Source organism: Paraburkholderia phosphatilytica (genome assembly GCF_003443895.1).
In the GTDB taxonomy this organism is placed as follows: Bacteria; Pseudomonadota; Gammaproteobacteria; order Burkholderiales; family Burkholderiaceae; genus Paraburkholderia; species Paraburkholderia phosphatilytica.
The window spans coordinates 97,720-118,084 of record NZ_QQOA01000004.1; the positions used below are offsets into that span (position 1 = coordinate 97,720).

16 protein-coding genes and 1 tRNA gene are annotated in these 20,365 nt (G+C 65.4%); 6 read left to right on the top strand and 11 right to left on the bottom strand.

Annotated elements, in window-relative coordinates; all coding sequences use genetic code 11:
* Positions 1 to 81: 81 nt before the first annotated feature.
* A complete protein-coding gene (locus DVS29_RS05695; RefSeq protein ID WP_118179456.1) occupies positions 82 to 1,335 on the bottom strand; it encodes a metal-dependent hydrolase family protein in 1,254 nt (417 codons plus the stop codon).
* A gap of 1 nt (position 1,336) precedes the next feature.
* Here DVS29_RS05695 and DVS29_RS05700 point away from each other — a divergent pair, with 1 nt between their 5' ends.
* Complete coding sequence (locus DVS29_RS05700) at positions 1,337 to 2,761, top strand: patatin-like phospholipase family protein (RefSeq protein WP_124800601.1); 1,425 nt, start codon at positions 1,337 to 1,339, stop codon at positions 2,759 to 2,761.
* Positions 2,762 to 2,839: 78 nt separating this feature from the next.
* Here the strand turns inward: DVS29_RS05700 and DVS29_RS05705 are convergent.
* From DVS29_RS05705 to DVS29_RS05715, 3 genes are all read right to left on the bottom strand, one after another.
* A tRNA-Ser gene (locus tag DVS29_RS05705) sits at positions 2,840 to 2,930 on the bottom strand.
* A 176-nt stretch (positions 2,931 to 3,106) separates the two neighbouring features.
* The gene (gene serS, locus DVS29_RS05710; protein WP_118179458.1) at positions 3,107 to 4,402 is read right to left on the bottom strand and encodes a serine--tRNA ligase; all 1,296 of its coding nucleotides are present in this window, start codon (positions 4,400 to 4,402) and stop codon (positions 3,107 to 3,109) included.
* Positions 4,403 to 4,520: 118 nt separating this feature from the next.
* Positions 4,521 to 5,831, bottom strand: coding sequence for a replication-associated recombination protein A (locus tag DVS29_RS05715; protein WP_118179459.1), 1,311 nt, complete (start codon positions 5,829 to 5,831; stop codon positions 4,521 to 4,523).
* A 197-nt stretch (positions 5,832 to 6,028) separates the two neighbouring features.
* On the opposite strand from DVS29_RS05715, the gene cytX reads away from it, so the two are divergent.
* Positions 6,029 to 7,393, top strand: a complete 1,365-nt coding sequence (cytX, locus tag DVS29_RS05720; RefSeq protein ID WP_118179460.1) for a putative hydroxymethylpyrimidine transporter CytX — start codon at positions 6,029 to 6,031, stop codon at positions 7,391 to 7,393.
* Here cytX and speB read toward each other — a convergent pair.
* Positions 7,384 to 8,394: an agmatinase gene (speB, locus tag DVS29_RS05725; protein WP_118179461.1), complete on the bottom strand. Its 1,011-nt coding sequence runs from the start codon at positions 8,392 to 8,394 to the stop codon at positions 7,384 to 7,386. The genes cytX and speB overlap by 10 nt on opposite strands.
* Positions 8,395 to 8,569: 175 nt before the next feature.
* On the opposite strand from speB, the gene DVS29_RS05730 reads away from it, so the two are divergent.
* On the top strand, positions 8,570 to 9,490 hold the full coding sequence (locus tag DVS29_RS05730) for a LysR family transcriptional regulator (protein WP_118179462.1): 921 nt from the start codon (positions 8,570 to 8,572) through the stop codon (positions 9,488 to 9,490).
* Positions 9,491 to 9,502: 12 nt separating this feature from the next.
* On the opposite strand, the gene lolA is transcribed toward DVS29_RS05730, so the two are convergent.
* On the bottom strand, positions 9,503 to 10,225 hold the full coding sequence (lolA, locus tag DVS29_RS05735) for an outer membrane lipoprotein chaperone LolA (RefSeq protein ID WP_118179463.1): 723 nt from the start codon (positions 10,223 to 10,225) through the stop codon (positions 9,503 to 9,505).
* 116 nt (positions 10,226 to 10,341) lie between these two features.
* Positions 10,342 to 12,654: a DNA translocase FtsK gene (locus tag DVS29_RS05740; protein ID WP_164707848.1), complete on the bottom strand. Its 2,313-nt coding sequence runs from the start codon at positions 12,652 to 12,654 to the stop codon at positions 10,342 to 10,344.
* Positions 12,655 to 13,079: 425 nt separating this feature from the next.
* Here DVS29_RS05740 and trxB point away from each other — a divergent pair, with 425 nt between their 5' ends.
* The 3 genes from trxB to DVS29_RS05755 all read left to right on the top strand — a co-directional run bounded on the left by trxB (position 13,080) and on the right by DVS29_RS05755 (position 15,658).
* Entirely contained in the window at positions 13,080 to 14,078 is a 999-nt protein-coding gene (trxB, locus tag DVS29_RS05745; protein ID WP_420816073.1) for a thioredoxin-disulfide reductase, read from the top strand.
* Positions 14,079 to 14,232: 154 nt separating this feature from the next.
* Entirely contained in the window at positions 14,233 to 15,006 is a 774-nt protein-coding gene (locus DVS29_RS05750; protein WP_118179676.1) for a Smr/MutS family protein, read from the top strand.
* A 31-nt stretch (positions 15,007 to 15,037) separates the two neighbouring features.
* Positions 15,038 to 15,658 (top strand): trimeric intracellular cation channel family protein, encoded by a 621-nt coding sequence (locus DVS29_RS05755; RefSeq protein WP_118179677.1) that lies wholly within the window; start codon positions 15,038 to 15,040, stop codon positions 15,656 to 15,658.
* A 103-nt stretch (positions 15,659 to 15,761) separates the two neighbouring features.
* On the opposite strand, the gene DVS29_RS05760 is transcribed toward DVS29_RS05755, so the two are convergent.
* The 4 genes from DVS29_RS05760 to DVS29_RS05775 all read right to left on the bottom strand — a co-directional run bounded on the left by DVS29_RS05760 (position 15,762) and on the right by DVS29_RS05775 (position 20,167).
* Positions 15,762 to 16,880, bottom strand: coding sequence for an ABC transporter ATP-binding protein (locus DVS29_RS05760; protein ID WP_118179465.1), 1,119 nt, complete (start codon positions 16,878 to 16,880; stop codon positions 15,762 to 15,764).
* An 83-nt stretch (positions 16,881 to 16,963) separates the two neighbouring features.
* Positions 16,964 to 17,821 (bottom strand): carbohydrate ABC transporter permease, encoded by an 858-nt coding sequence (locus DVS29_RS05765; RefSeq protein WP_118179466.1) that lies wholly within the window; start codon positions 17,819 to 17,821, stop codon positions 16,964 to 16,966.
* Positions 17,811 to 18,752 carry a carbohydrate ABC transporter permease gene (locus DVS29_RS05770; protein WP_118179467.1) on the bottom strand — a complete coding sequence of 314 codons (942 nt, stop codon included), beginning with the start codon at positions 18,750 to 18,752 and terminating at the stop codon, positions 17,811 to 17,813. The genes DVS29_RS05765 and DVS29_RS05770 overlap by 11 nt, the downstream gene beginning before the upstream one ends.
* A gap of 167 nt (positions 18,753 to 18,919) precedes the next feature.
* The gene (locus DVS29_RS05775; protein WP_118179468.1) at positions 18,920 to 20,167 is read right to left on the bottom strand and encodes an ABC transporter substrate-binding protein; all 1,248 of its coding nucleotides are present in this window, start codon (positions 20,165 to 20,167) and stop codon (positions 18,920 to 18,922) included.
* Between the last annotated feature and the right edge of the window lie 198 nt (positions 20,168 to 20,365).

Consider the following 20,365-nt stretch of genomic DNA (forward strand, 5'->3'; position numbering starts at 1 on the left):
CCTCTCTCTCGAACGATGGACGTTGCGACTGGATGCGTGCTGCCTGCTGCGTGCTTCGTGTGCGCGAGCAAAACGCCCGGATTACGCGCGGTCGAGCTCGTCGAAGTGGATATGCCCGCCCTTCATCACGAGCGGAATGTGCTCGCCCTGCCCGCGCAGACAGTCGACCGATTTCAGCGGATCGCCGTCGACCACCAGCACGTCCGCGTACGCGCCCTCGGCGAGCCGCCCGAGCTTGCCCGTCATGCCGAGCACCTCGGCGCCGACCAGCGTCGCGCTCGCGATCACTTCGGCCGGCGACAGCACCTGCGCGCGGATGCGGAACTCGTCGCTCTGCAGCCGCTGCGCTTCGCCGAGCAGATCGGTGCCGAAGCCCATCCGCACGCCCGCGCGCTTCAGGATTTCGAGCGAGCGCAAGCCCGCTTCGTGCACGTCGGCGACCTTGGCGATGCTCGGCTCGGGGAGACCGTACTTCGCGCCTTCGCTGGCCAACGCGTCGTAGGTCACGAGCGTCGGCACGACGAACGCATCGTGTTTCGCGACGAGACTCGCGGTGGCGTCGTCGATCAGGTTGCCGTGCTCGATGGTTCGGACACCGCACTTGATTGCGCGCGCGATCGCTTCGGCCGTGTACGCATGCGCGAGCACGTAGGTCTGACGCGCCCGCGCTTCTTCGACGATCGCGCGGATCTCGTCTTCCGAATAGCCCCACGCGGCGACCGGATCGGTAGGCGATGCGACGCCGCCCGACGCCATGATCTTGATCTGGTCCGCGCCCATCTGCAGCTCTTCGCGGACCGCGCGCCGCACCTCGTCGACGCCGTCGGCCACGCGGCCCAGCGCGCCGACGCGCACGCAGCAGCCGCATGGCGCATCCGGCGGCATGAAGTCGTTGCGGGCGCGGATGTCGGCGTGACCGCCCGTCTGGCTCAGCGCGCGGCCCGACACGAACATCCGCGGGCCCTCGGCGAGCCCGGTTTCGACCGCCTGCTTGAATGGATAGCCGGCGCCGCCCGCGTCGCGGATCGTCGTGAAGCCGCGCCGCAGCATCGCGCGCATCAGCGGCACGGCGCGCAACGTGACGAGCACGTTGGGCATCGTCGCGACGCGCGGCAGGTTGAATTCGATTGCGACCACATGCACGTGCAGGTCGATCAGGCCGGGCATGATCGTCTTGCCCTTGAGGTCGATCACGCGCGCGCTGTCGCTGCGTATCGGGCGGTCGGAGACTTCGCGGATCGTGCTGCCTTCCACGAGCACGTCGTGGCCGGGCAGCAGACTGTCAGGTTGCGTGGGATCGAGCAAGGCACCGTTGCGGAACAGCACGGAGTTCATCGTGATCCTCCTGAAAGAAGCGTCGCGTGCAACTGGAACTTCGCGGACGCGACTGCTAATAATAAGCTTCGAAGGCCGCATGTCGACATGCGCGACAAAAATGGCCGCGCCGCCGGGCGCGATGCCCGGCACCAGCGACGCACCAGCAAGGCACAAGCGAGGCACGACGATGACATTCAGGATTCTGTCGCTCGACGGCGGCGGCACCTGGGCGCTGATTCAGGTCAAGGCGCTGCAGAAGCTCTACGGCGCCGAGGCGCGCGGGCTCGACGTGCTCGCGCGCTTCGACCTCGTGGCCGCGAATTCGGGCGGCGCGATCGTGCTGGGCGGCCTGCTTGCCGGCATGACGCTCGGGGAACTGCTCGCGCTGTTCGAAAGCCGGAAAACGCGTCGCGCGATCTTTCATGACGTGGACGATATTGCCGATCCGGTCCGCGAGGCCGAGAAGCTGCTTGGCATCGGCGCGCGTTTTTCGACGAAGGCCAAGCTGAAGGCGATCAGGAATGTGCTCGGGCCGCTCGGCGACGTGACGCTCGATGCATTGCAGGCCGCGATACCGGGCACGCCGTTGCCGCGCATCCTGATTCCCGCGTTCGACTACGACCTGCATCGCGCGACGCTGTTTCGCTCCGACCTCGCGTCGCTGTCGACCGGCGGACAGAGCGACAGCGCGCCGACGCTGGCGGATGCGATCCATGCTTCATCGACGGCGCCGGTTCATTATTTCGATGCGCCCGCTACGGTCGTCTATGGCAAGCCGCCGCAGAAGCGACGGTTCTGGGATGGCGCAATCGGCGGCTACGACAACCCCGTGCTCGCCGCGGTGATCGAAGCATGCGGCAACGCGACGCGCTATCAGAGTCCGCTCGACGCGCTGCAGATCCTCAGCATCGGCACCGGCGGCACGCATCTGCCGCTCGCGGGCGGTCATCCCGCGCAATGGCCGGTGCTGGTTGCGCGTCAGCAGAAGCCGGGCGCGATCCGCGATGCCGAACTGATCGCAACGAGTATCCTCGACGATCCGCCCGATGCCGCCACCTTCGATACGTACGTGCTGCTCGGACAGTCGCTGGTACGCGCCGAGGCGCGCAAGGCGATGCGCAACAGCCGCTTCGTGCGGATGAACCCGATGCTGCAGCCGTCGCTGGATCACACGACGCAGACGTGGGTGCTAACAGGCAGCGATGCAGGCCCGGTGCTCACGCAGAAGGAGTTCAAATGGCTGCTCAAGCGCGATCTCGCGGCGCTCGCGCAACGTGATGTCGAGCGGATCGGGAAGCTGTGCGAATCGTGGTTCGCGGGGAATATCGCGAATCAGCCGATCATCGCTAATGCCGACCTGGAGTGCGTGCTGGGGCATGCGACTTTCGCCGATGCGTTGCACGCGTGGGAGGGTCTGTGTGGGGAGAAGGCTGTGGGCGGGTGATGCGCCAGCATGCGGCAAACGCCGAGCCCAAAAGCAAAAACCCTGTAGACCTTTGGGATCTACAGGGCTTGCATGTTCTGGCGGAAAGGGTGGGATTCGAACCCACGGTACAGCATAACTGTACACCGGATTTCGAGTCCGGCGCATTCGACCTCTCTGCCACCTTTCCAGCTTGTCCCGAAGCGACTGTGGCGGGTTGAAGTTGACCACTCCGCACGTTCTGCTTCTTCGCTTGCCCAGCAGGCCGCTGCTTGGCAAGACGAAGATTATAGAACAGATGAGCCGCGTTCTCCAAGCATTTTTCGTCGCGAACAAACCATGCTGGGCAGCGGCGCGTTGAGCGCGTCAGGCCGCGCCAACCTCCAGCCGCGCGACACCGCCCAGATACGGACGCAGCACCGCCGGCACCGTGACCGAGCCATCGGCGTTCTGGAAGTTCTCCAGCACCGCGACGAGCGTGCGGCCCACCGCCAGCCCCGACCCGTTCAGCGTATGCACGAGTTCCGGCTTGCCCTGCGCGTTGCGGTAGCGGGCCTGCATGCGGCGCGCCTGGAACGCTTCGGTGTTCGAGCAGCTCGAGATCTCGCGGTAGGTGTTCTGCGCCGGCAGCCACACTTCGAGGTCGTAGGTCTTCGTGGCCGAGAAGCCCATGTCGCCAGTGCACAGCGTGATCACGCGGTACGGCAGGTCGAGCTTCTGCAGGATCGCTTCCGCGTGCTTCACCATCTGTTCGAGCGCGTCGTACGACATTTCCGGCGCAACCACCTGCACCATCTCGACCTTGTCGAACTGATGCTGACGGATCATGCCGCGCGTGTCGCGGCCGTACGAACCGGCCTCCGAGCGGAAGCACGGCGAATGCGCGGTCAGCTTCACCGGCAGCGCATTCGCTTCGAGGATGCTGTCGCGCACGGTGTTGGTCAGCGAGATTTCCGAAGTCGAAATCAGGTACTGCGTGACCGTGCTCTCGCCGCCGCCCTTCTCGACGCGGAACATGTCGTCCGCGAATTTGGGCAGCTGGCCCGTGCCGTACAGGATTTCCGGGTTGACGATGTACGGCGTGTAGATTTCCGTGTAGCCGTGCTGCTGCGTGTGCGTGTCGATCATGAACTGTGCGAGCGCGCGATGCAGCCGCGCGATCTGTCCGCGCAGCATCGTGAAGCGCGCGCCCGACAGCTTCGCGCCGGTTTCGAAGTCGAGCCCGAGCGGCGTGCCGACGTCGACGTGATCCTTCACCTCGAAATCGAACTGGCGCGGCGTGCCCCAGCGGCGCACCTCGACGTTGTCCGCCTCATCCTTGCCGACCGGCACGCTCTCGTGCGGCAGGTTCGGCACGCCGAGCAGCAGGTCCGACAGCTTCGTCTGGATCTCGTCGAGCTTCGCGGCCGACGCCTTCATCTCGTCGCCGATACCGCTCACCTCGGCCATCACCGCCGACGTGTCCTCGCCCCGGCCCTTCATCGCGCCGATCTGCTTCGACAGGCTGTTGCGCCGCGACTGAAGCTCTTCGGTCTGGGTCTGGATCGCGCGGCGTTCCGCTTCGAGCGCGGAGAGCGCTGCGACGTCGAGGATGTAGCCGCGGTCGGCGAGGCGCTTCGCGACGCCGTCGAGGTCTTTGCGCAGCAGCTGGATGTCGAGCATGGGACGGGGAAAAATTCGTTGTGTGAAAGCTGGATTCTAGCGCACCGGCGTGGCGGTCCGACAGCCGGGCCGAATGGCCCGCGGCCCGACCGCCGCCGCGCGAAACGCGCCGCCGGCGCTACTTCTTGCCCTTGTTCTCCGCGCGCCACTGCGCGTCGAGTTCGGCGAGCCGCGAGAGCTTCTCGCCGATCTTGCCTTCGAGCCCGCGCGGCGTCGGCTGGTACCAGTGCGGTTCGCGCATGCCGTCCGGCAGATAGGTCTCGCCGGCCGCGTACGCATCGGGTTCGTCGTGCGCGTAGCGGTACTCGTGGCCGTAGCCGAGTTCCTTCATCAGCTTCGTCGGCGCATTGCGCAGATGGATCGGCACCGCGCGCGACTGGTCCTTGCCGACGAAGCGCCGCGCTTCGTTATAGGCCATATAGCCGGCGTTCGACTTCGGCGCGATCGCGAGATAGATCAGCGCCTGCGCGAGCGCCAGCTCGCCTTCCGGCGTACCGAGCCGCTCATACGTTTCGGCGGCATCGAGCGTGATTCGCGCCGCGCGCGGGTCCGCGAGGCCGATGTCCTCCCACGCCATCCGCACGATGCGGCGCGCCAGATAACGCGGGTCCGCGCCGCCGTCGAGCATCCGGCAGAACCAGTACAGCGCGCCATCCGGATTGCTGCCGCGCACGGACTTGTGCAACGCGCTGATCTGGTCGTAGAACGCGTCGCCGCCCTTGTCGAAGCGGCGCAGGTTTTCGGCGAGCGCACTGCCGAGCAGCGCGCCGTCGATCTCCGTCGTCTTCTGCTGCGCGGCCGCGCGCGCAACGATCTCCAGGTTGTTCAGGAGCTTGCGGCCGTCGCCGTCGGCGGAACCGATCAGCGCGTCGCGTGCTTCGTCGGTGAAAGTCAGGCCGCCCAGCTCCTGCTGCGCGCGGTCGAGCAGTTCGCGCTGTTCGTCGGTATCGAGACTCTTCAGCACGTACACCGCCGCACGCGACAGCAACGCGCTGTTCACCTCGAACGACGGGTTCTCGGTGGTCGCGCCGATGAACACGAACAGGCCCGACTCCACGTGCGGGAGGAATGCGTCCTGCTGGCTTTTGTTGAAGCGATGCACCTCGTCGACGAAGACGAGCGTCTGATGCCCGTTCGCGCGATGGATCTGCGCGGTCTCGACGGCCTCGCGAATATCCTTCACGCCCGACAGCACCGCCGACAGCGCGATGAACTGCGCGCTGAACGCGTCCGCCATCAGCCGCGCGAGCGTCGTCTTGCCGACGCCCGGCGGGCCCCACAGGATCATCGAGTGCGCCTCGCCGGACTCGAACGCGACGCGCAGCGGCTTGTTCGGCCCGAGCAGATGCTTCTGCCCGATCACTTCATCGATGGTGCGCGGCCGCAGGCGCTCGGCGAGCGGGACATTGGCGCGGGTTTCTTCGAACATGGCGTTTTAGAGATAATCTCGGCTTTCTGCTGTTTGCGGCATGCGGACTGCGGGCTGACTTCGGGTGAAGCGCCCGCGCGACGGGCCGGACCCGCCGCCGGAATCCAGCATTATGACAGCCGGCGCCTCCGCCCACCGGCCGCCGCACGCCGCGAAGCAGCCAGACCACGACCCGCCACAGAGAGGACACCATCCCAATGGCCATCGATACATCCGGCCCGACGCCACCGAACGCTCAAGCCGCCCAGCAGTCGACTGCCCCCGCCGACAACGCCGGCTCGACCTACGCACCGCTCGCCCCCGTGCCGGCCGCGCGCCAAGCGTTTCGCACCATCGACGCGTTCGCGCTCTGGTTCTCGCTCGGCATCGGCCTGCTGGTCGCGCAGGCGGGCGCGCTGCTCGTGCCCGGCCTGTCGCTGCCGAACGCGCTCGCCGCGATCGTGATCGGCAGTGTGGTGGGCGTCGTGCTGCTCGCGCTCGCCGGCGTGATCGGCACGGACACCGGGCTCGCGGCGATGTCGTCGCTGCGTCCGACGCTCGGCATCCGCGGCGTCACGATTCCCGCGGTGCTGAACGCGATCCAGCTGATCGGCTGGGGCTCGTTCGAGATCATCGTGATGCGCGATTCCGCCGATGCGCTCGCGAAGCAGGCGTTCGGCTTCTCGATGCCGCTCATCTGGACGGTCCTGTTCGGCATCCTCGCGACGCTGCTTGCGATCAGCGGCCCGCTCTCCTTCGTGCGGCGCTTCCTGCGCACCTGGGGCATCTGGATTCTGCTGGCGGGCGCGGCGTGGCTGTCGTGGTCGCTGCTCGCGCATTACGACCTGGGCGCGCTGATGCATCGCGCGGGCACCGGCGAGATGACGTTCGGCAGCGCGATCGATCTGGTGGTGGCGATGCCGCTGTCGTGGCTGCCGCTGATCGCCGACTACACGCGCTTCAGCCGCCGTCCCGGCGACACGTTCCGCGGCACGCTGCTCGGCTTCGGCATCGCGAACGTCTGGTTCTACGCGCTGGGTGCGGTGTATGGGCTGGCCGCGGGCGGCGGCGATGCGCTCCTGACTACCGCGCTCGCGAAAGCCGGCGGCGGTCTCGCGCTGCTGCTCGTGCTGATCGACGAGATCGACAACGCGTTCGCCGACATCCACTCGGCCGCGGTGTCGACGGGCACGTTCTGGCAGCGCGGCTCGGTGCCGCTGCTGTCGGCGGCGTTTGGCGCGCTGTGCACGCTGATCGCGCTCGTCGTCGCGATGGGCAAGTACGAGAACTTCCTGCTACTGATCGGCTCGGTGTTCGCGCCGCTGTTCGGCGTCGTGCTCGCGGATCACTTCATCGTGCGCCGCCGTCGTATCGACGTCGACGCGCTCGCCGATCCGCGCGGGCGCTATGGTTTCTCCGGCGGCTGGCATCTGAGCGCGTTCTTTGCGTGGGCGATCGGCATCGCCGCGTACCAGGCGATCAATACGTGGCTGCCGAATCTCGGCGCGACGCTGCCGTCGCTCGCGATCGGCGCGGTGTGCTATCTGGTGCTGGTGTCGGCGCGCAGAACGGCTTACGCGTGACGCGTCGCCGCCCGATATTCGACGCCCGGCAGCACGCATAGCAGCTCGAACGCAAGGTTCGCGCCAAGCAGCGCGGTGGTGCCGAACGGATCGTACGGCGGCGCCACCTCCACCAGATCGCAGCCCACGATATTGAGGCCGCGCGCGCCGCGAATGATCTCGAGCGCCTGCGGCACCGTGAGCCCTGCGATCTCCGGCGTGCCGGTACCCGGCGCAAAGGCCGGATCGATGCCGTCGATATCGAACGTGATGTAGACCGGGCCGTCGCCCATCCGCTCGCGCACGCGCGCCATCAGCGGCGCCAGCGACTGGTTCCAGCAAGCCTCCGCCTGCACGACCTCGAAGCCCTGCTCGCGGCACCAGTCGAAGTCTTCGGCCGCGTAGCCGGTGCCGCGCAGGCCGATCTGCACGACCCGCTCGCAATCCAGCAGACCTTCTTCGACCGCGCGACGAAACGGCGTGCCGTGCGCGATCTTCTCGCCCATCATCGTGTCGTTGACGTCGGCGTGCGCGTCGACGTGAATCAGCCCGACCTTGCCGTGCCGACGATGGATCGCGCGCAGGATCGGCAACGCGATCGTGTGATCGCCGCCCAGCGTGACCGGCTTCGTGCCGTGGCGCAGGATCGCGTCGTACGCGGCTTCGATGCGCGCGATCGAATCGTGCAGGTTGTACGGATTGATCGCGACATCGCCGATATCCGCGACGTTCAGCGAATCGAACGGCGCCGCGCGCGTCGCCATGTTGTACGGCCGCAGCAGCACGGACTCGGTGCGAATCTGACGCGGACCGAAGCGCGCGCCGGTGCGGTTTGACGTGCCGAGATCGAACGGCACGCCGACGAAACACGCATCGAGCCCCTGCGCCGACGCGACGTGCGGCAGCCGCATCATCGTCGCGATGCCGCCGCAGCGAGGCATCGCGTTGCCGGACAACGGCTGCGGGCGCCCGGCGAACTCTGCGTGGGAGTCAGGAGAGACGAACGGAGTGGGATGATTCATCGCAGCGGGACAATGATCGAACGTTTCGCGACGGGCCGGTCATCGGTGCCTTGCAAAAGGCCAAAATGCCGGGCGATGAATCATTCTTGTGCAGCCAACGCCAACATAAAATACCAATGGGCTAAACTTCACATCGATTCCCACCGATGTATTGCCCGACGCCACCCTTATCGCCATGTTCTCGCAGCTCACCGACCTCGATCTGCGGCTGATCCGCGTGTTCCTTGCGATCGTCGATGCCGGCGGCGTCTCGCCCGCGCAGGCGACGCTCAACGTCGGCCAGTCGACCATCAGCACCCAGCTTGCGACGCTCGAAACGCGCCTCGGCTACCGGCTCTGCGAACGCGGCCGCAGCGGCTTCGCGCTGACCGCGCGCGGCGAGCAGTTCGTCGAGGCGTCGCGCTCGTTGATGTCCGCGATCGACGCGTTCGGCATGCAGGCCCGCAACGTCGGCCGCAAGCTGGTCGGCACACTCGGCATCGGCATGATCGGCCACACGCCCGTGGCAGCGAGCGCGCGCATCAGCGAGGCGATCGGCCGCTTTCGCGAGCGCGACGAGTCGGTGCGGTTTGCGGTGTTCGTGCGCTCGCCGGGCGAACTCGAAGAGCTGCTGCTAAGCGGGCGGATTCAGGTGGGCATCGGCTACTTCTGGCATCGCGTGCCGTCGCTCGAATACACGGAGATTTTCGCGGAAGAGCAGTTCGCGTACTGCGCGCGCCGGCATCCGCTGTTCGGCAAAGCCGGCAAGATCGCGCCCGCCGAAGCGGCGCAGCACGAATGGGCGTGGCGCAGCTACCCGCTGCCGGAAGCCGCCAGCTCGACCACGCCGCAGCATGTGACAGCCGTCGCGGACAACATGGAGGCCGTCGCAATGCTCGTGCTGTCGGGCCATCACCTCGGCTATCTGCCGGGGCACTTCGCCGAACCGTACGTGAAGGAAGGGTTGCTCGCCGCGCTGAACCCGCGGCAGATGCGCTACCGCGTCGCGTTCCACATGGTTACGCGCGCGCGGCAGCACCGTTCGGATATCGTCGACGCGTTCGTCGACGACATGATGGCCGCGCATGAAACGCGGCGGCCTGACGAGATCAATTGACCCGGCTGCGGATCAACCGCTGATCACGTCGGCGCCCTTCGGCATCGTGAACTTGAACTGATCGGCCGGCATCGGCGGGTTCTTCTGGATGTTCGAGAACGTCAGGAGCGTCACGTTGCCGAACACGTCGTGCAGTTCCATCGCCTGCAGATTGCCGTCGCGGAAACCGATGCCGACGCGCTGGAACTGCGTGTCTTTCGCCTTCGGAATCAGTTCGAGCCAGTCGATGCCGTCCTTCACGCCCGCGTCGTGCAGCGTGAAGTTCTTGTCGAGATCGTTGCTGCCGAACAGGATCGCCGCAGGGCTCGCGCCGAGCGCGTTGCCGAGCTTGCGTTCCGTGACCTGGTTCAGGTCCTTGTCGTACACGTAGAGCGTGTCGCCATCCGCCTGCAGCAGTTGCTGATACGGCTTCTCGTACGACCAGATGAACTTGCCCGGCCGCGCGAACATGAAGGTGCCGCTCGACGTGCCGGTGGTGGGCAGCGTCGGAATCGCGCCGCTCGCACCCTGCGCGGCCTTGGGCGCCTTCACTTCTTTCTGCACGAAGTCGCCGCGCGCCGAATGGACCTGCGCGACGAATGCCTTCAGCTGCTCGATGCCGCTCGCGTACGCGCTCGACGCGAACATCAGCGATGCGCCGATTACGACGCCCGCGGCCACGACCGCGCGCCGCAGCGCGCCCCCGATGTGATTCGAACTGCCCGCACGGGCAGACTGCCCGACGTAGTGCTGCATGAGACTCTCCGTGGATGAAACGACGCGATGGAGGGTGGCCTGCGATTCACGGGCCGCGCACCGCGACGCGCGGTGCGCTGGCCACATGGGCATGTCGCGGAAACCGCGCGCGATGGCTATTCGGTTTCGCGCGACGGCACGAGGATTTCGCGGTTGCCGTTCGACGACATCGCCGACACCAGCCCCGACTGCTCCATCTGCTCCAGCAGGCGGGCCGCACGGTTATAGCCGATGCGCAGGTGCCGCTGCACCAGCGAGATCGACGCGCGCCGGTTCTTGATGACGATCTCCACCGCCTGATCGTACAGAGGGTCGGACTCGTCGCCGCCCGCGCCGGTTCCCGCACCGGCCGAGCCTTCGTCGCCCTCGCCCGTCACGCCGCCTTCGAGGATGCCCTCGATATAGTTCGGCTCGCCCTGCTCCTTGAGCCGCTCGACGACGCGATGCACTTCGTCGTCGGACACGAACGCGCCGTGCACGCGAATCGGCAGGCCGGTGCCGGGCGGCAGGTACAGCATGTCGCCCATGCCGAGCAGCGACTCCGCGCCCTGCTGGTCGAGGATGGTGCGCGAGTCGATCTTCGACGACACCTGGAACGCCATCCGCGTCGGCACGTTGGCCTTGATGAGGCCGGTGATCACGTCGACCGACGGACGCTGCGTGGCGAGGATCAGGTGAATGCCGGCCGCGCGCGCCTTCTGCGCGATCCGCGCGATCAGCTCTTCGACCTTCTTGCCGACCACCATCATCAGGTCGGCCAGCTCGTCGATCACGACAACGATGTTCGGCAGGCGCGACAGCGGTTCCGGCTCGTCCGGCGTCAGGCTGAACGGATTCGGGATCTTCTCTTCGCGCTTCGTCGCTTCGTCGATCTTGTTGTTGTAGCCCGCGAGATTGCGCACGCCCAGCTTGCTCATCAGCTTGTAGCGGCGCTCCATCTCGGCGACCGTCCAGTTGAGCGCGTGGCCCGCCTGGCGCATGTCGGTGACGACCGGACACAGCAGATGCGGAATGCCTTCGTAGACGCTCATTTCGAGCATCTTCGGGTCGATCAGGATCATCCGCACCTGGTCGGCGCTCGCCTTGTAGAGCAGCGACAGGATCATCGCGTTGATGCCGACCGACTTGCCCGAACCCGTGGTGCCGGCCACCAGCAGGTGAGGCATCTTCGCGAGATCGGCGCAGACCGGCTTGCCGCCGATGTCTTTGCCGAGGCCCATCGTCAGCGCGGACGGCGCGTCCGCATAGACCGTGGAGCCGAGAATCTCGGAGAGACGCACCGTCTGGCGGCGCTGGTTCGGCAGCTCCAGCGCCATGAAATTCTTGCCCGGAATGGTCTCAACGACGCGCACCGACACGAGCGACAGCGAGCGCGCGAGGTCTTTCGCGAGATTGACGATCTGGCTGCCCTTCACGCCGGTGGCGGGCTCGATTTCATAACGCGTGACGACCGGCCCCGGATACGCGGCCACGACGCTCACGTCGACGCCGAAATCCTTCAGCTTCTTCTCGATCAGACGCGACGTGAATTCGAGCGTATCCGGCGAGATCGCCTCCTGGCTTTCGGAGGCCGGATCGAGCAGCGAAATGGGCGGCAGCGTGGAGTCGCCGGGCAGGTCCGTGAAGAGCGGCACCTGGCGCTCCTTCTCGACGCGCTCCGACTTCTCCGGCTTCACGACCGGCGGCACGATCGTGACCGGCTCGTGTTCCTCGATGCGCACGCGGCCCTGCTCGACCTTGCCCTCGCGCTTCACCGCGGCCGCTTCGCCCAGCTTGCGGTCGCGGCCAGCTTCGCGGTGCAGACGCGCGAGCGTGACCCACGAGATGATCGAATCGCCGACCTTTTCGGCCACCGACAGCCACGAAAAACGGAAGTACAGCGACAGCCCGACGGCGAGCGCGATCAGCAGCGCGAGCGTGCCGCCGGTGAAGCCGAGCGCGTGCGACACGCCGTTCGATACCGCCTCGCCGACGATGCCGCCCGGCGCGCGCGGCAACTGCACCTTCAGCGACCACATGCGCATCGCCTCGATGCCGTCGCACGCGAGCAGCACGACGATGAACGCGCCGGCCTCGGCGATCCAGCTGTTGTCGCGCGGCGCGTCTTCGGCCGGTTCCTCGTTGCCGGTGATGCGCCGGTAGTTCGCAGAAATGCGGCGGCCAAGCAGCACGACCCACCAGTACGCCGAGAGACCGAACAGTTCGAGCAGGATGTCCGATACGTACGAGCCGACGCGGCCCGCCCAGTTGCCGATGTGGTCGACGCGCGACGCGTAGCTCCAGCTCGGGTCGTGGCGGCTGTAGCTGACGAGCGCCATCAGCAGGAAAACGCCGAGCGCCACCTGGAGAATCCAGCGGATTTCGGTGAAGAGACGCGACATGCGGTGCGGCAAGGCCTGCGCGTTCGCGGAATAAGGTGCTTTTGCCATTGATCCTGTAACGTGTGCGGTCCCGTCGGGGCGCGCCACCAGCGCGGTGGCGGGCCGGCGCGAGGCGCCCGCGAGGTGCTCTGCGGCCCGCCAGTCGATCCGGGCTATTGTAAACGCGTTGTTTGGCCTGAGGCTGTAAATGACCGTAACGATAGCCATCCGGGCAACAATCGATGCGCGCGCACGACGTTTGCTGCCACGTTCGCTGCCGCATTGCGTGACTGGCCGGGTGGCAGCCGCCGCGCTATCGCCGCGATGCAAAAGCTTCATCGAGCGGGCGATTGCCCGGCCCTTTATAATTGCGTGCTGATACCCACATCCGATTCACCAGCCCCTCAGGGTGCCGCAGCCGGTTCAGCACGATGCGCGACGCCAATCCGGCGCATCACCGGCCACGTGCCCGCCGCTTTTTACGGAATTCGATCATGTCCGCTTCCAGAAAACACGCCAAGGTTCTGATTCTCGGTTCTGGCCCCGCCGGTTACACGGCCGCCGTCTACGCGGCGCGCGCCAACCTGTCGCCGGTGCTCGTCACCGGTCTTGCACAGGGCGGCCAGCTCATGACCACGACCGACGTCGAGAACTGGCCCGCGGATGCGAACGGCGTGCAAGGTCCGGAACTGATGCAGCGTTTCCTCGAACACGCCGAGCGCTTCAACACCGAGATCATCTTCGATCACATCCACACCGCGAAGCTGAACGAGAAGCCGATCCGCCTGATCGGCGATTCGGGCGAGTACACCTGCGATTCGCTGATCATCGCGACGGGCGCGTCGGCGCAGTACCTCGGCCTGCCGTCGGAAGAAGCGTTCATGGGCCGCGGCGTGTCCGCGTGCGCCACCTGCGACGGCTTCTTCTACAAGCAGCAGCACGTAGCGGTGGTGGGCGGCGGCAATACCGCCGTTGAAGAAGCGCTGTACCTCGCGGGCATCGCGAAGAAGGTCACCGTCATTCACCGTCGCGACAAGTTCCGCGCCGAGCCGATCCTGATCGACCGCCTGCTCGAGAAAGAGAAGGAAGGCGTGGTCGAGATCAAGTGGAATCACGTGCTCGACGAAGTGAAGGGCGACAACTCGGGCGTGACTGGCCTGCGCATCAAGCACGCGAAGACCGGCGAGACGACCGATATCGATCTGCAAGGTCTCTTCGTCGCGATCGGCCACAAGCCGAACACGGACATCTTCGAAGGCCAGCTCGAGATGAAGAACGGCTACATCATCACGAACGGCGGCCTTGCCGGCAATGCAACCGGCACCAGCGTGCCGGGCGTGTTCGCCGCCGGCGACGTGCAGGATCACGTGTACCGTCAGGCGATCACGAGCGCGGGCACCGGCTGTATGGCCGCGCTGGATGCGCAGCGTTACCTCGAAAGCATCCACGAGCTCACGAGCGAACACGTGATGAGCCACGAAGCGGATCGATAAGGACCGGTAAAATGGCGTCGGGCGCGCCCCGACCCGCCGTTCCGCGTTGTTCCGAGCTTCGAAGGAACGAAAGGCCGCGCCCGTCAGGGCCGCGGCCTTTTTGTTTTCCGTGCGCGTTCGCGTGCTTTCGTGCTTCCGTGCTGTCGTTACCGTCATGCCAAAGAACCTTTCTCACCCTAGCGATCCGAACCGCCGGCGCGCCGCAGCGAATGCGCAGACCAATCCGCCCGCGCCCGCCGCCGCGCCCGTGAAGCCGACTGTCGATCCGAAAGCCGGCCTCTCCGGTCTCGGTTCGCTGCGCGATGCGCTGAAGGGCGATGCCGAGCGCCGCGACAAGGAACGCGCGGCCACCGCGAAGGCAGCACGCGAAGCCGCAGCGGATGCCAGCGAATTCCGTCGCGAGATCGGTGCGGTTGCGCCGTTGACCGCCGCCGCGCGCGCGATGAAGCCGCGCAATCCGCCCGAGCCTTTGCCGCTGCAGACGCAACTGGACGAAAAGGCGGTGCTGCAGGAAACGCTGTCGGACGAGTTCGATCCGGAAGCGCTGCTCGACATCGACGAAACGCTGTCATACTGCCGGCCCGGCGTGAGCCAGGAAGTCGTGAAGAAGCTCAGACGCGGCGCGTGGATCGTGCAGGCGCAACTCGACCTGCATGGGATGCGCCGCGAGGAAGCGCGCGAGGCGCTCGCGGAATTCATCCGCGAATCGGTGAAGCGCGGGCTGCGCTGCGTGCGCGTGATTCACGGCAAGGGGCTCGGCTCCGTCGGCAAGGAACCCGTGCTCAAGGGCAAGGTTCGCGCGTGGCTCGTGCAGAAGGACGAAGTGATCGCGTTCAGCCAGGCGCGGCCGCACGACGGCGGCGCGGGTGCGGTGCTCGTGCTGCTGCAGCCGGGGCGCACGCCTCACCAGGGTGCGCCTTCATCATAGTTTTCTTGTTCGGTTCATCGAGGGGTATGTGATTCATCCGCGTCTCACCTTCGCGCTTTCGATCATGGAAGCGCTGGCTATCTTCGCGTACGCGATCTCCGGGTTCATCGAGGCGCGCGAGCGGCGGCTGGATGCTGTCGGGACGTTTCTCGTCGCGATGGCGACCGCGTTCGGCGGCGGGACCGTGCGTGACGTTCTGCTGGAACGCCGGCCGTTCTACTGGGTCCAGCATCAGGGTTATGTGATCGCGATCTTCGTGATGTCGCTGTTTGCACCTGTCGTGCTGCGCGCCACGTCACGATTGATTTCGCAGCGTGCGCTGCTGGTTGCGGATGCGATCGGGCTTGGGCTGTTCAGCGTATCGGGAACGTCGATGGCGCTCGATGCGGAGATGCCGCGCTTTACGTCGGTGATGATCGGCGTGCTGGCGGGTGTATTCGGCGGTGTGATCCGCGATGTGGTGTGCAACGAAGTGCCGCTGCTGCTGCGCGACTCACGGCCTTATGCGACGTGTGCGTTCGTCGGCTGCGCGCTGTACGTCGGGCTCGATTATCTGCAGTTCGATAACGTGTATGCGGTGTTGATTGCGACGGGGTTCATTCTGCTCGCCAGACTCGTCACATTCAGGTTTGATGTGCGGTTGCCGCATTGACGCGCGAACACAGTCGCCGCAAGCCCCAAAAAAGCCCCGCGCAGTCACCTGCACGAGGCCTCTTCGATAAAGCTAGCGAAGCGAAGCTAAGCTAAAAATGCCCTCAAGCAATCCGCTCTTCGTTCGAAGGATCAAACAGCACCGCCTTCGACACATCGAACAGCAGCGACATATTCGTCTGCGGCTGCGGATTGCTCGCAGGGTGCACACGGCTCACGATGCGCTTGCCGTTCACCTGCGCGAACACCAGCGTATCCGGACCGGTCGGCTCGATCACATCGACCTTCACTTCGATCGGCTGCAGTTGCGCATCTTCGACGTTGTGCGCGCTGCGCTGGTCCGTAATACGCTCCGGCCGCAGCCCGAGAATCACTTCACGGCCAACCTGCGACTTCACCTTCGCAGTATCGAACGGCAGGTTCAGCACCGTGCGCTTCACGCCCGTATCGAGCTCGATGCCCACACCCGCGCCCTGCTCCACCAGCTTGCCCTGGATGAAGTTCATCGGCGGCGCGCCGATGAAGCCGGCCACGAACAGGTTCGACGGCGAATCGTAGATCTCCTGCGGCGCGCCGAACTGCTGCACGATGCCGTCCTTCATCACCGCGATGCGGTCACCCAGCGTCATCGCCTCGATCTGATCGTGCGTCACGTACACGATCGTCGTGCCGAGACGCTGATGCAGCAGCTTGATTTCCGAACGCATCTCGATGCGCAGCTTCGCGTCGAGATTCGACAGCGGCTCGTCGAACAGGAACATCACCGGATCGCGCGCGAGCGCACGGCCCATCGCCACACGCTGACGCTGGCCGCCCGACAGCTGGCCCGGCTTGCGGTCCAGCAGATGCTCGATCTGCAGCAGCTTCGACACGCGCCCGACAATCTCCGTCTGCTCGCCCTTCGGCACCTTGCGGATGTTGAGGCCGAACGAGATGTTGTCGCGCACGGTCATCGACGGATACAGCGCGTACGACTGGAACACCATCGCGATATCGCGATCCTTCGGCGACAGGTCGTTCACCACCTTGCCGTCGATCTGGATCTCGCCCTTCGTCACGGTCTCGAGGCCCGCGATCATGTTGAGCAGCGTCGACTTGCCGCAGCCCGAGCCGCCGACCAGGATCAGGAACTGGCCGTCTTCGATGTCGATGTTGACGCCCTTCAGAACCGGCACCCCGTTCGGGTAGGTCTTGAACACGTCACGGATGGAAAGGCTTGCCATGCTGTGAATCCTCTAGTCTCACGTACTGTTGTCAGATACGTCGCATCGGGCGAGACGCCTCAGGCCGGATGCCGTTTGAACAATTAACCCTTCACCGCGCCCGCCGTCAGACCGCGCACGAAGTAGCGGCCGGCGATCACGTAGACGAGCAGCGTCGGCAGCGCGGCGATGATCGCGCCCGCCATGTCGACGTTGTATTCCTTCACACCCGTCGACGTATTCACGAGGTTGTTCAGCGCCACCGTGATCGGCATCGAATCGACGCCCGAGAACACGATACCGAACAGGAAGTCATTCCAGATCTGCGTGAACTGCCAGATCAGGCAGACCATGAAGATCGGCAGCGACACGGGCAGCAGGATCTTCGTGAAGATCGTGAAGAAGCCCGCACCGTCGATCCGCGCCGCCTTCACGAGCTCCGCCGGAATGCTCACGTAGAAGTTGCGGAAGAACATGGTCGTGAACGCGATGCCGTACACGACGTGCACGAGCACGAGGCCCGGCACCGAGTTAGACAGCCCGAGGATGCCTTCGAGGCGCGCCATCGGCAGCAGGATGGCCTGGAACGGAATGAAGCAGCCCACCAGCAGCATCGTGAACAGGCCATCCGCGCCGCGGAAGCGCCAGTGCGTGAGCACATAACCGTTGAACGCGCCGATGATCGACGAGATCAGCACGGCGGGGATCACCATCCGCACCGAGTTCATGAAGAACGGTTCCATGCCGTCGCAGCGCACGCCGGTACACGCATGCGCCCACGCCTTGATCCACGGATCGAAGGTGGGATGCGACGGCGGCGTCAGCAGGTTGCCGGTGCGGAGCTGATCGATGTCCTTGAACGACGTCGACAGCATCACGTACAGCGGGAACAGGAAGTACAACGCGAACAGGATCAGCGCCGCGTAGATCACGGCACGGCTGATCGTCATCTTAGGCTGCATTGCGCGTGCTCCTCGATTCCATATACATCAGCGGCACGAGCACGGCCACGACGGTGGCGAGCATCATCATCGACGACGCTGCGCCGACGCCGAGCTGCCCGCGGTTGAACGAAAACGTGTACATGAACATGGCCGGCAGCGACGACGACGTGCCCGGGCCGCCTGCCGTCAGCGCGACGACGAGGTCGAAGGTCTTGATCGTGATGTGGCAGAGAATCAGCAGCACCGAGAAGAACACCGGACGCATGCTCGGAATCACGATCTTGCGGTAGATGGTGGGCAGCGTCGCGCCGTCCACCTGCGCGGCCTTGAAGATTTCGCTGTCCACGCCGCGCAGACCGGCGAGGAAGAGCGCCATCACGAAGCCGGTGGACTGCCACACCGCGGCGACCACGATACAGAAGATCGCGCGGTCCGGATTGTCGAGCCAGTCGAACTGGAAGCTGGCCCAGCCCCAGTCGTGCAGCACCTTCTGGATGCCGAGGTTCGGGTTCAGGATCCACTGCCACGCGGTGCCGGTCACGATGAACGACAGCGCCATCGGATACAGGAACACGGCGCGCAGCGCGCCTTCGGTGCGGATCTTCTGGTCGAGCAGGATCGCGAGGAACAGGCCGAGGAACACGCAGATCGCGATGAACGGAATGCCGAACCAGCCGAGGTTCGCGGCCGACGTCCACCAGACGTCGTTGCTGAAGAGCTCGCTGTACCGGTCGAAGCCGACGAATTCGTAGCGCGGAAGAATGCGCGAGTTGGTCAACGACAGATAGCCGGTGACGATGATGAAGCCGTACACGAACACGAGGCTGATCACGATGCTGGGCGACAGCACCAGCTTCGGAATCCAGCGGTCGGCGAGCGCCGACATCGGCGACGTGCGGCGGTTAACCGGGACGGTCGACTTCCCGTTTCCGCTAATGGAAGCAGTCACTCCTGACTCCTGAGACTGTGCCGCGCGGCCGCGATTCGCTCGAGGCGAAGCTGCTGGTGCGACGGCTGGGCGCGTGGGTACGGCGCGTATGTCTATCGGGTAAAACGTCTTGCGTGAAGCAAACGCCCGGCTGGCGTGGAGGACAGCCGGGCGTCGGATACTGCGGCTTACTTCGTCTTCGCTGCCTTCGCGAGCGCTTCGACTGCGCTCTTCGAGTCTTGCGTCGAGTTCATGAACTTCGTCACGACGTCGGTGATGGCGCCGGCCGTTGCGTCCGGTTGAGCCATGCCGTGAGCCAGCGACGGCTCATAGCCGCCCGACTTGATCGCGGTCTGCTCATCCGCGTACGACTGCTTGCCGCACGAGTCGAACTTGTCCATCGACACGCCCAGACGGACCGGGATCGAACCCTTGTACAGGCTGAACTGCTCCTGGAACGCCGGGCTCATGATCGTCTTCGCCAGCGCGAGCTGACCAGGCGTTGCTTCCTTCTGGCCTTTCTGCTGGAAGAACACGAACGAGTCGACGTTGAACGTGTACGACTTCGCCGTGCCCGGCACTGCCGCGCAGATGTAGTCCGTACCCGGCTGCTTGTTCGCGTTCGCGAACTCGCCCTTCGCCCAGTCGCCCATGAACTGCATGCCGGCCTTGCCGTTGATGACCATCGCCGTGGCGAGGTTCCAGTCGCGGCCCGTACGGCCGTTGTCCATGTACGTCTCGATCTTGCGGACCGTGTCGAACACGCCGACCATCTGCTGCGACGTCAGCGTCTTCTGGTCGAGGTCCACCAGCGCCTTCTTGTAGAAGTCAGCGCCTTGCGACAGCACGACGTCTTCCCACAGCGTCAGGTCCTGCCACGGCTGGCCGCCTGCGGCAACCGGCTGGATGCCGGCAGCCTTCAGCTTGTCAGCCACTGCGAAGAATTCCGGCCACGTGGTCGGGACCTTCGCGCCGACCTTGTCGAGCGCTGCCTTGTTGTACCAGACCCAGTTCACGCGGTGCACCGAGAACGGCGCAGCGACGTAGTGGCCACCCGCGTGCATGATCTTGTCGATCTGCGGCGGCAGGTTCGCCTTCCAGTCCGTCGCGGCCGAATCGATCGGCACGAGCACGCCCTGGTCAGCCCATTCCTGGATCAGCGGACCCTTGATCTGCGCTGCGCTCGGCGCGTTGCCCGAGATCACCTGGGTCTTCAGTGCGGTCATCGCAGCAGCCCCCGCGCCGCCCGCAACCGCGAAGTCCTTCCACGTATACCCTTGCTTCGTCATGTCGTCCTTCAGGACGCCGACGGCCTTCGATTCGCCACCCGAAGTCCACCAGTGCAGCACTTCGAGCGACTCGGCAGCCTGCGCCGCCGTGACGCCACACATCAGACCTGCGGCGCACAGGGCACCCATGATCGCGCGGAATTTCATTGCTTATCTCCTCCAGACACCTGAACAAAAAAACACGAATGACCCCTGATGTCTCCAGGGTGCGATGGTTTGGTCAAACAGGCAAAGCATGGACGATCGAGCATCGGGCAAGCGCATGTGTGCACATGGGCCGGCGAGCCGACGATCTTCGGCCGCAGGATGCTCAAGAGATGAGTGGTTTGGAATGCAAAGACTGTC